This window comes from Bradyrhizobium sp. MI1.3, from assembly GCF_055811695.1.
Map to the genome: position 1 here is coordinate 211,154 of NZ_JBVVPQ010000003.1, position 11,076 is coordinate 222,229.

7 protein-coding genes are annotated in these 11,076 nt (G+C 65.3%); 4 read left to right on the forward strand and 3 right to left on the reverse strand.

Annotation, left to right across the window (positions count from 1 at the left end):
• The first annotated feature begins 49 nt into the window (after nucleotides 1-49).
• Both gltB and AC0L3A_RS03345 read left to right on the forward strand, forming a co-directional pair.
• On the forward strand, nucleotides 50-4,783 hold the full coding sequence (gltB, locus tag AC0L3A_RS03340) for a glutamate synthase large subunit (protein ID WP_473253589.1): 4,734 nt from the start codon (nucleotides 50-52) through the stop codon (nucleotides 4,781-4,783).
• Nucleotides 4,784-4,926: 143 nt separating this feature from the next.
• Nucleotides 4,927-6,378: a glutamate synthase subunit beta gene (locus AC0L3A_RS03345; RefSeq protein WP_007597139.1), complete on the forward strand. Its 1,452-nt coding sequence runs from the start codon at nucleotides 4,927-4,929 to the stop codon at nucleotides 6,376-6,378.
• A gap of 214 nt (nucleotides 6,379-6,592) precedes the next feature.
• Here AC0L3A_RS03345 and AC0L3A_RS03350 read toward each other — a convergent pair whose 3' ends face one another.
• The gene (locus AC0L3A_RS03350) at nucleotides 6,593-8,374 is read right to left on the reverse strand and encodes an outer membrane beta-barrel protein (protein ID WP_354129627.1); all 1,782 of its coding nucleotides are present in this window, start codon (nucleotides 8,372-8,374) and stop codon (nucleotides 6,593-6,595) included.
• A 191-nt stretch (nucleotides 8,375-8,565) separates the two neighbouring features.
• Here AC0L3A_RS03350 and AC0L3A_RS03355 point away from each other — a divergent pair, with 191 nt between their 5' ends.
• A complete protein-coding gene (locus tag AC0L3A_RS03355; RefSeq protein WP_354129628.1) occupies nucleotides 8,566-9,573 on the forward strand; it encodes a KpsF/GutQ family sugar-phosphate isomerase in 1,008 nt (335 codons plus the stop codon).
• Between the two features lie 108 nt (nucleotides 9,574-9,681).
• On the opposite strand, the gene AC0L3A_RS03360 is transcribed toward AC0L3A_RS03355, so the two are convergent.
• A complete protein-coding gene (locus AC0L3A_RS03360) occupies nucleotides 9,682-10,233 on the reverse strand; it encodes a carboxymuconolactone decarboxylase family protein (protein ID WP_473253590.1) in 552 nt (183 codons plus the stop codon).
• A 72-nt stretch (nucleotides 10,234-10,305) separates the two neighbouring features.
• Here AC0L3A_RS03360 and AC0L3A_RS03365 point away from each other — a divergent pair, with 72 nt between their 5' ends.
• Complete coding sequence (locus AC0L3A_RS03365) at nucleotides 10,306-10,644, forward strand: winged helix-turn-helix transcriptional regulator (RefSeq protein ID WP_473253591.1); 339 nt, start codon at nucleotides 10,306-10,308, stop codon at nucleotides 10,642-10,644.
• An 88-nt stretch (nucleotides 10,645-10,732) separates the two neighbouring features.
• On the opposite strand, the gene AC0L3A_RS03370 is transcribed toward AC0L3A_RS03365, so the two are convergent.
• Nucleotides 10,733-11,076 (reverse strand): IS3 family transposase (locus AC0L3A_RS03370; RefSeq protein ID WP_473253592.1); only part of this gene is annotated, 344 nt, incomplete at its 5' end.

The window sequence follows — 11,076 nt, forward strand, 5'->3', positions numbered from 1 at the left end:
GCGCCGAAGATGGCGGTGAGGCAGCTTGCCGCATGGAGAGGACGAGGACATGAACGGGTCGCAAGTCGAGCGCGGAAACATCGTGGCAGAGCAACTGTCGGCGACGGTCGCCTCGAAAACGACTGATCCGATTCAGGAACACAATTCACGCCCGCCGGCCGTAGGCTTGTACGATCCGAGCCTGGAAAAGGATTCCTGCGGCGTCGGCTTCATCGCCAACATCAGGGGCAAGAAGTCGCACGAGATCGTCGCGGACGCGCTCAGCATCCTGTGCAACCTCGAGCACCGCGGCGCCGTCGGCGCCGACCCGCGCGCCGGTGACGGCGCCGGCATTCTGGTGCAGATCCCGCATGCTTTCTTCAGCCGCAAGGCGAAGGAACTCGGCTTCGCGCTGCCCAATCCCGGCGAATACGCCATCGGCGCGCTGTTCATGCCGCGCGACACCGCCTGGCGCAACGTCATCAAGAGCATCATCGCCGACCAGATCAAGGAAGAGGGCCTGACGCTGCTCGGCTGGCGCGACGTGCCGACCGACAATTCCTCGCTCGGCGTCACCGTGAAGCCGACCGAGCCCGCCTGCATGCAGGTGTTCATCGGCCGCAACGGCACCGCCAAGACCGAGGACGATTTCGAGCGCCGGCTCTACATCCTGCGCAAGTCGATTTCGCAAGCGATCTATCAGCGCCGCGACCGCGGCCTCGCCGGCTATTATCCGTGCTCGATGTCGTGCCGCACCGTGATCTACAAGGGCATGTTCCTCGCCGATCAGCTCGGCAAGTACTATCCCGATCTGCACGAAAAGGATTTCGAGAGCGCGCTGGCGCTCGTTCACCAGCGTTTCTCGACCAATACCTTCCCGGCGTGGTCGCTGGCGCATCCCTACCGCATGATCGCGCATAACGGCGAGATCAACACGCTGCGCGGCAACACCAACTGGATGGCGGCGCGCCAGGCCTCGGTGAGCTCCGAGTTGTACGGCAAGGACATCAACCGGCTCTGGCCGATCTCCTACGAAGGCCAGTCGGACACCGCCTGCTTCGACAACGCGCTCGAATTCCTGGTGCAGGGCGGCTACTCGCTGCCACACGCCGTCATGATGATGATTCCGGAGGCGTGGGCCGGCAATCCCTTGATGGATGAGAAGCGCCGCGCCTTCTACGAATATCATGCCGCCCTGATGGAGCCGTGGGACGGCCCCGCCGCGATCGCCTTCACCGACGGCCGCCAGATCGGTGCCACGCTCGACCGCAACGGCCTTCGTCCGGCGCGCTATCTCGTCACCAAGGACGACCGCATCGTGATGGCGTCCGAGATGGGCGTGCTGACGATTCCCGAGGACCAGATCATCACCAAGTGGCGCCTGCAGCCCGGCAAGATGCTGCTGGTCGACCTCGAGCAGGGCCGCCTGATCCCCGACGACGAGATCAAGGCCGAGCTCGCCAGGAGCCATCCCTACACCGAGTGGCTGGAGCGAACCCAGATCGTGCTGGAAGAGCTGCCGAAGGTGCCGACCACCGGCGTGCGCTCCAACCTGTCGCTGCTCGATCGCCAGCAGGCGTTCGGCTACAGCCAGGAAGACATCACCATCCTGATGACGCCGATGGCCTCCACCGGCGAGGAAGCCGCAGGCTCGATGGGCAACGACACGCCGATCTCGGCGCTGTCGGCCAAGGCCAAGCCGCTGTTCACCTATTTCAAGCAGAACTTTGCGCAGGTCACCAACCCGCCGATCGACCCGATCCGCGAGGAGCTGGTGATGAGCCTCGTCTCCATCATCGGACCGCGGCCGAACCTGTTCGACCTGCAAGGCCTTGCCACCACCAAGCGCCTCGAAGCACGCCAGCCGATCCTGACCGACGCGGACCTCGAAAAGATCCGCTCGATCTCCGAGGTCGCGGAGTCGCACTTCAAGTCGCGCACGCTGGACACCACCTTCCACGCCGGCCTCGGCGCGGCCGGCATGGACCAGGTGCTGGACGAGCTCTGCGCGCGCGCCGAGAGCGCGGTGCGCGAGGGCGTCAATATCATCATCCTGTCCGACCGCATGGTCGGCACCGACCGGGTTCCGATCCCGTCGCTGCTGGCCTGCGCCGCCGTGCATCATCATCTGATCCGCACCGGGTTGCGCACCTCGGTCGGCCTCGTCGTCGAATCCGGCGAACCGCGCGAAGTGCATCACTTCGCCTGTCTGGCCGGCTACGGCGCGGAAGCGATCAATCCGTATCTGGCGTTCGAGACCATCATCGCGATGAAGGACCGCCTGCCCGGCTCGCTCGACGACTACGAGATCGTCAAGCGCTACATCAAGTCGATCGGCAAGGGCCTGCTCAAGGTGATGTCCAAGATGGGCATCTCGACCTACCAATCCTATTGCGGCGCGCAGATCTTCGACGCCATCGGCCTGAAGGCGGAATTCGTCGGAAAATTCTTCGCCGGCACGCATACCCGCGTCGAGGGCGTCGGTCTTGGCGAGATTGCCGAAGAGGCGGTGCGCCGTCATGCCGACGCGTTCGGCGATGCGCTCGTGTACAAGACCTCGCTCGATGTCGGCGGCGAATATGCCTATCGCAGCCGCGGCGAGGACCATGCATGGACCGCCGAGTCGGTGGGGCTGCTGCAGCACGCCGCGCGCGGCAATTCGCTGGAACGCTACCGCGCCTTCGCGAAGATCCTCAACGAGCAGTCGGAGCGTCTCCTGACGCTGCGCGGCCTGTTCAGGATCAAGAACGCGGACGAAGAGAAGCGCAAGCCGGTGCCGCTCGACCAGGTCGAGCCGGCCAAGGACATCGTCAAGCGTTTCGCCACCGGCGCGATGAGCTTCGGCTCGATCTCGCGCGAGGCGCACACCACGCTCGCGATCGCCATGAACCGGATCGGCGGCAAGTCGAACACCGGCGAGGGCGGCGAGGAAGCCGACCGCTTCAAGCCGCTGCCGAACGGCGATTCCATGCGCTCGGCGATCAAGCAGGTCGCCTCGGGCCGCTTCGGCGTCACCACGGAGTATCTCGTCAACTCCGACATGATGCAGATCAAGATGGCGCAGGGCGCCAAGCCCGGCGAAGGCGGCCAGCTGCCCGGCCACAAGGTCGATGCGACCATCGCAAAGGTCCGGCATTCGACGCCGGGCGTCGGCCTGATCTCGCCGCCACCGCACCACGACATCTACTCGATCGAGGATCTGGCGCAGCTGATCTACGACCTCAAGAACGTCAACCCGGACGGCGCGGTCTCGGTCAAGCTCGTCTCGGAGATCGGCGTCGGCACGGTGGCCGCGGGCGTGGCCAAGGCGCGCGCCGACCATGTCACCATCGCGGGCTTCGAGGGCGGCACCGGCGCTTCGCCGCTCACCTCGATCAAGCACGCGGGATCACCGTGGGAGATCGGCCTCGCCGAAACCCACCAGACGCTGGTGCGCGAGCGGCTGCGCAGCCGCATCGTGGTCCAGGTCGACGGCGGTTTCCGCACCGGCCGCGACGTCGTGATCGGCGCGCTGCTCGGCGCCGACGAGTTCGGCTTCGCCACCGCGCCCTTGATCGCGGCCGGCTGCATCATGATGCGCAAGTGCCACCTCAACACCTGCCCGGTCGGCGTCGCGACCCAGGACCCGGTCCTGCGCAAGCGCTTCACCGGCCAGCCCGAGCATGTGATCAACTACTTCTTCTTCGTCGCCGAGGAGGTCCGCGAGATCATGGCCTCGCTCGGCTTCCGCAGCTTCAACGAGATGATCGGCCAGGTGCAGCTGCTCGACCAGACCAAGCTGGTCGCGCACTGGAAGGCCAAGGGCCTCGACTTCTCCAAGCTGTTCGTCAAGCAGAAGGAAGAGAAGGGCCAGAAGATCTATCACTCCGAGCGCCAGAACCATCATCTGGAAGCGGTGCTCGACCGCACGCTGATCGAGCAGGCGACGCCTGCGCTCGACCGCGGTGCGCCGGTGAAGATCGAGGCCCAGATCAACAGCACCAACCGCTCCGCGGGCGCGATGCTGTCGGGTGCGGTCGCCAAGATCTACGGCCATGCCGGCCTGCCGCATGAGACCATCCATGTCAGCCTCAAGGGCACCGCCGGCCAGGCCTTCGGCGCGTGGCTGGCGCAAGGCGTCACCTTCGAGCTCGAAGGCGAGGCCAACGACTATGTCGGCAAGGGCCTCTCGGGCGGCAAGATCATCGTCAAGCCGCCGGCCAACAGCGGCATCGTGCCGGAAGAGAGCATCATCGTCGGCAACACCGTGATGTACGGCGCCATTCAAGGCGAGTGCTACTTCCGCGGCATCGCCGGCGAGCGTTTTGCCGTGCGAAATTCCGGCGCCGTGGCGGTGGTCGAGGGCGCGGGCGATCATTGCTGCGAATACATGACCGGCGGCATCGTGGTCGTGCTCGGCAAGACCGGGCGCAACTTCGCGGCCGGCATGTCGGGCGGCATCGCCTATGTGCTGGACGAGACCGGCGACTTCGACAGGCTGTGCAACATGGCGATGGTCGAGCTCGAGCCGGTGCTGTCGGAAGAGCTGATCAACGCCGGCACCTATCACCACTCCGGTGACCTCGAGGCGCACGGCCGGGTCGACGTGTTCAAGGACCTGCTCGCCTCCGACGTCGAGCGGCTGCATGTCCTGATCACCCGCCATGCCAAGGCGACCGGCTCCAGGCGCGCTGCCGACATCCTGGCCAACTGGAAGGACTGGCTGCCCAAATTCCGCAAGGTGATGCCGGTCGAATACCGGCGCGCGCTGCGCGAGATGGCCGCCAACGCGGACGCCGAGCCGAAAATCGCGATCGGGGCTTAGGACATCAGCGCCCGTCATTGCGAGCGCAGCGAAGCAATCCAGACTTTCTACTCGGAAGCAGACTGGATTGCTTCGTCGCAAGAGCTCCTCGCAATGACGGTGAGGAAACAACAAACGATTAGACGGCAGGGACTTCGGGTTTAATGGGCAAGATCACGGGTTTTCTCGAAATCGAACGGCATGACCGCAAGTACACCCCGGTCGCCGAGCGCGTGAAGCATTTCCACGAGTTCGTCGTTCCCCTCTCCGAAAAGGAAACGCGCGACCAGGCCGCGCGCTGCATGAACTGCGGCATTCCCTATTGCCACGGCACCGGCTCGGTCTCGCCCGGTACACCGGGCTGCCCGGTCAACAACCAGATCCCGGACTGGAACGACCTCGTCTACCAGGGCAACTGGGAAGAGGCCTCGCGCAATCTGCACTCGACCAACAATTTCCCGGAGTTCACGGGGCGCATCTGTCCGGCGCCGTGCGAAGCCTCCTGCACGCTCAACATCGACGACAACCCCGTCACCATCAAGACCATCGAATGCGCGATCGTCGACCGCGCCTGGGACAATGGCTGGCTGAAGCCCGAGGTCGCCGCCCACAAGACCGGCAAGAAGGTCGCGGTGATCGGCTCGGGTCCGGCCGGCATGGCCTGCGCGCAGCAGCTCGCACGCGCCGGCCACGACGTGCATCTGTTCGAGAAGTTCGCCAAGGCCGGCGGCCTGCTGCGCTACGGCATCCCCGACTTCAAGATGGAAAAGGGCGTCATCGACCGCCGCGTCACGCAGATGGAAGGCGAAGGCGTCACCTTCCACTACAACAGCCATGTCGGCGTCGACGGCAATGTCGATCCGCGCGAGATGCTCAACGAGTACGACGCCGTCGCGCTGACCGGCGGCGCCGAAGCCCCGCGCGACCTGCCGATCCCCGGCCGCGACCTCGCCGGCATCCACTACGCGATGGATTTCCTGCCGCAGCAGAACCGCCGCGTGTCCAATGAACCGTTGAACGGCGTCCAGGAGATTCTGGCCGGCGGCAAGCATGTCGTCGTCATCGGCGGCGGCGACACGGGATCCGACTGCATCGGCACCTCGCTGCGCCAGGGCGCGCTCTCCGTGACCCAGCTCGAGATCATGCCCGCTCCGCCCGAGCACGAGAACAAGGGCCTGACGTGGCCGAACTGGCCGCTGAAGATGCGGACGTCCTCGAGCCAGGCCGAAGGCGCGGTCCGCGAATTCGCCGTGCTGACGCAGAAGTTTTCGGGCGATAACGGCAAGGTCAAGAAGCTGCATTGCGTGCGCGTCGACGACAAGTTCAAGCCGATCGCCGGCACCGAGTTCGAGCTCGACGCCGACCTCGTCCTGCTCGCGATGGGCTTCGTCCATCCCGTGCACGAGGGCCTTTTGAAGCTGCTGTCGGTCGAGCTCGACCCGCGCGGCAACGTCAAGGCCAACACGCTCGACTACCAGACCTCACGCCCGAACGTGTTCACCGCCGGTGACATGCGCCGCGGCCAATCGCTGGTGGTCTGGGCCATCCGCGAGGGCCGGCTGTGCGCCAGGTCGATCGATACGTTCCTGATGGGGAAGACGGATCTGCCGCGCTGAACTTTGCGCGAGCCGCGCAAGCTCGGAGTCAGGCAATAAATCCGCTGTCGTCCTGGCGAAAGCCAGGACCCATACCGCGTGATCCCTCGATCGTTGGCCGGTCGCAGTACCAAACGACGAGTCTTCGCCAAACTACTCCCTGGGGTGATGGGTCCTGGCTTTCGCCAGGACGACACCTCGGGCTTGGTATCGCCAATGGCAACGGCCACACGCGCTAATTCTGCAGCCTCACCCCGACCATCGCCACCGTGCCCTGCGAGCTTGACCCCGCCTGGTTCGAATCCAGGATGTCGTGGCGCAGCGTGCCCTTGATCCAGATGTTGCGGTTGAGCTTGTAGATCAGATTGCTTTCGAACGAGTAGGTCTTGTCGTTGCGATTCTGGCCCTGGTAGTCGTAGGTGCCGTAGGTGAATTTGCCGACGGCAGTGAGCCAGCGGCGGAAGTCGTGATCGACTTCGACCCCGTAGGTATGCACCAGCACGCCGGAGGAGCCGGGGATAGTGGTCTCGGCGATCTGCGTGTCGGTGGCGAATTTCACCGTGGTGAGGCCGCTTGCATTCCAGATCAGCGAGCCCGAGGTCAGGAAGCCGGCGAGCTGGCTCAAGCGCGGATCGACGTAGTTGCGCGCGGAATAGCCGACCGAGACCTCGCCGGTGAGGATGCGCGAGAACTCGAAGGACGTGCCGACCTTGGCGTAGCCGCCGTTCGAATCGCGGAAGAAGCCGTTGCGGTCGGCGGCCTGGTCATGGACGCGGGTGTCGCCCTGGATCTCGACGAACGGCTTCAGCCCCGGCTTGAGGTCGTAGGAGAAGCGCCCCACGCCGCCATACTGGTTGAAGTCGCGGTCATCGTTGCTGAAGGTCGAGCCGTCGGTGAGTTTCGAGTTGGTGTAGGCGGTGCGATCGACGGTCGCGCCAGCCGCGACCTGGAAGCGGTTGAAGGTCTGGTCGAAGCCGACGGTCGTGCCATAGGTGGCATAAACAGGAAATTTCTGCAGGCCGGCCTGCACGTTCGGGCTGCCGGGATTATCGGTGGCGAGCCGCAGGCGCAGCTGCGAGGTCAGCTTGAGATCGCGATTGACGTCGATGCGGCCGTCGACATGGCCGGTGAAATCGGGGCGGTCGACCTCGACCGGCGAGGGCGAGGCAAAGCCGTCGATCGTCGCCGGCATGTTGTTGGTGTAGCCCGAGAACGAGCCGCGCAGATCCGCGACCAGCGCGTGGCGCTCCCAATCGGACGCCACGAGCAGGTCGGGCGCGACGACATAGGCCGGCGAGCCGACCGGCTTGTTCAAGCGCGCCGGGTTGGTGTCGTAGCCTGTGGAGAGCTCGAGCCCGCCCTTGATCAGGAAGCTGCCGGCATAGTCGCCGACCGCGCCGAATGCATCCTCGTCGAGCTTGAGGCGGCGGCGCAGCGGCTGGCCGGGCACGTTGCCGGCCAGCGCCGGCGGCACCGGTGTCTTGTGCGCGGTCTCGGAGGGCGGCGGCGCGATGCGCGGCGGGCCGAGCGTTCGCTCCGGCGTTGCCGGCGGCACCGGCGAGCCGGGGCCGACCGGGCGCTTCGGCTTCGGCTGTCCGGGATAGAGCTTCGGCTGCTGTCGCTTGCGGTTGAGCGAATCGTAGCCGGAGGCGCTGGCGCCATTGGCGGCAGGCAGGCCGTAGAGCGGGACCTGGTTGGTCGGGTTTGGGTTGGTCGGGTTTTGGCTGTTCGGGTTCTGGCCTGGGCGCGCCGGCGCCTGCTGGCGCTTGCGCAAATCGGCATTGGGATCTGGCAGCGTCGGCAGTGCATCCGAGGGTGCCTGCGGCACGCCCGCGGTCCGGCGCGTCGGCAGCGTGTCGGGCGATGCGAAGCCACCGCGGTTAGGACTGAACAGATCGGGGGTGAGGCTCTGGGCCGCCCCGGGGGCGCTTCCGAGGACCGTCAGCGCAAAGCACGGCAAAGCCGCGCGCAGAAAATGCGCGCGCTTGCTCCGGCTCGTGCCTGGAGACGACCCCACGATGGAAGAACTCCAACGAAATCAAACACTTTCGCGATCATCCCAGCCGATCGGCGGGAACTATCGTTAATGGAGTTAAAACAATTATGGTTAACGACCGGTTGAGGGTTGGGGCGCCCTCGTCGCCTCGAAGGCCGTGGCGTGCTAAGCAGGCGCCAACGGACGAACGCCCCTCCTCCCTGGACCAGAACATGCCGAGTTCGAAACCGCTGATGACCCAATCATCCGGCCCCATTCCCGACAGCGTCGAATCCGCACTCCGCACGCTGGAAACGGAGAGCGGCGGTATCAACGCGCTCGCCGCCGCCCTGCGCGGCCCGCTGGGCGCGAGCTTCGCCCAGGCGGTCGATCTGATCCGCAACGCGAAGGGCCGCGTCATCGTCACCGGACTCGGCAAGTCGGGCCATATGGGCCGCAAGATCGCGGCAACGCTGGCCTCGACCGGCACGCCCGCCTTCTTCGTGCACACCGCCGAAGCCGCCCATGGCGACCTCGGCATGATCACCACCGACGACGTCATCATGGCGCTGTCCTGGTCCGGCGAGCAGCCGGAGATGAAGACGCTGGTGAACTATTCCGCGCGGTTCGCGATCCCCATGATCGCGGTGACGTCGAACGCGGCGTCCTCGCTCGGACAAGCGGCCGACATCGTGATCGAGCTGCCGAAGGCGCGCGAGGCCTGCCCGCACAATCTGGCGCCGACCACCTCGACCCTGATGCAGGCCGCGATCGGCGATGCGCTCGCGATCGCCCTGCTCGAAGGCCGCGGCTTCACCGCGCTGGAGTTCGCGCATTTCCACCCCGGCGGCAAGTTAGGGGCGATGCTGAAGTTCGTCCGCGACTACATGCGCACCGGCGCGGAGATCCCGGTCAAGCCGCTCGGCACCAAGATGTCGGACGCGGTGATGGAGATGTCGGCCAAGGGCCTCGGCTGCGTCTGCATCATCAACGATGCGGCCGAGGCTGTCGGCATCATCACCGACGGCGACCTGCGCCGTCACATGCGGCCGGACCTGCTGACGGCATCGGTCGATGACGTCATGACCAGGCAGCCGAAAACCGTGCCGCCCTCGATGCTGGCCACCGAGATGATCGAGGTGCTGAACACCCGCAAGATCACGACGCTGGTGGTGACCGAGGCGGACAAGGTGGTGGGCATCGTGCACCTGCACGATCTGCTGCGGGCGGGCGTGGCGTAGCGCACGCGCGCTCTCCTCCGTCATTGCGAGCGTAGCGAAGTAATCCAGACTGCCTCCGCGGAAAGACTCTGGATTGCTTAGCTACGCTCGCAATGACGACGGTTAAAGCTACGCCGGAAATCTTGCCGCCGTCTCCTCCAGCGGCAACCGCAGTCCGTTCGCCAGATACGAGACCGTGCGGTAGAAGCCGCACAGCAGCATGATCTCCAGGATCTGCGCCTCGTCGTAATGCGCCGACAGCGCGGCGAACTCGGCGTCGTCAAGCGTCGCACGGTGATGCAGCGCGTCGATGGCGGCGATCAGCGCCTGCTCGGCCGGGGACCAGCACGGCGACGCCGCATCGCCCTGCACGGTGGCACGCACCTCGTCAGAGGTGAGCTTCGCGGGCGCCGCGAAGACCGCGACGTGCACGCCCCATTCATATTGGCATTTGTTCAGCGCGCAGGTGCGGTCAATGACGATCTCGCGCTGGCGCAACGAGAGCGGGCCGGGATCGAGCAGGCCGGCGGCGCGAAATTTGTCCCAGGCGCGGGTTTGGCCCGCCATCACCCGGAACAGCAGCAGCGGCGGCGCACCGCGCATGATGCGGTCGAACTGCGCCTGGATCTCCGGGGGATAAGGCGGGGTGAGCGGGGCAATGCGCGGCGTGGCCTGGGACATCGGCCGTCTTCCTTGCTACATTTACTGTAGCATTACGCTACACTATTTGTAGCGACACGCAAGAGGCCGACAATGGCGAAACAGACCACTTCCAGATCGCGCGGCGTCCGTGGCTCGCGCACCGGGCGGCCGATCATGGTGCTGCTCGACCTCCTGGGACGACGCTGGAGCCTGCGGATCCTGTGGGAATTGCGCGATGCCCCCCTCACCTCGCGCGCATTGCGCACCGCCTGCGACGAGGCCTCGCCGACGGTGCTGCAGGCGCGGCTGGACGATTTACGCGAGGCCGGGTTCGTGGCGCTCGGCGAAGCCAGCGGTTACGGGCTGACGGCGCTCGGACGGGAATTGTGCGAGACGTTCATGCCGCTGCATAGGTTTGCGGAGAGGTGGCGCAGCAAGAGCGGCGCGTAAGTCTGGCGATGCCGTCCCGACAAGCTCGTCATTGCGAGCGAAGCGAAGCAATCCAGAATTGATCTTCCCCCAAAAAAGTGGACATGGATCAAGCCGATTTTAGCTCCATCTCGACCGGGCTGATATAGCCGATGGCCGAGTGTCTTCGGGTCTGATTGTAGAAGCCTTCGACGTAAGCGAAGATGTCGCGCTCGGCTTCATTGCGGGTCTCATATTGACGGTGATGGATCAGTTCGGTCTTGAGGGTGTGGAAGAAGCTTTCCATCGGGGCATTGTCGTAGCAGTCGGCTCTGCGGCTCATTGAAGGCCGGAAGCCGGCGGCTTGCAGTGCTTGGCGGTACTCGGTTGAAGCGTATTGTGTGCCGCGATCGGAATGATGGATCAGCCCGGGACCTGGTCTTTGCGCCTTGATCGCCATTCGTAATGCGGCGA

Bases quoted from the DNA above. Each gene is read 5' to 3' on its own strand.
- AC0L3A_RS03355 (WP_354129628.1), top strand. From the start codon at position 8,566: ATGCCGAGTTCGAAACCGCTGATGACCCAATCATCCGGCCCCATTCCC.
- AC0L3A_RS03365 (WP_473253591.1), top strand. From the start codon at position 10,306: ATGGCGAAACAGACCACTTCCAGATCGCGCGGCGTCCGTGGCTCGCGC.
- gltB (WP_473253589.1), top strand. From the start codon at position 50: ATGAACGGGTCGCAAGTCGAGCGCGGAAACATCGTGGCAGAGCAACTG.
- AC0L3A_RS03345 (WP_007597139.1), top strand. From the start codon at position 4,927: ATGGGCAAGATCACGGGTTTTCTCGAAATCGAACGGCATGACCGCAAG.
- AC0L3A_RS03360 (WP_473253590.1), bottom strand. From the start codon at position 10,233: ATGTCCCAGGCCACGCCGCGCATTGCCCCGCTCACCCCGCCTTATCCC.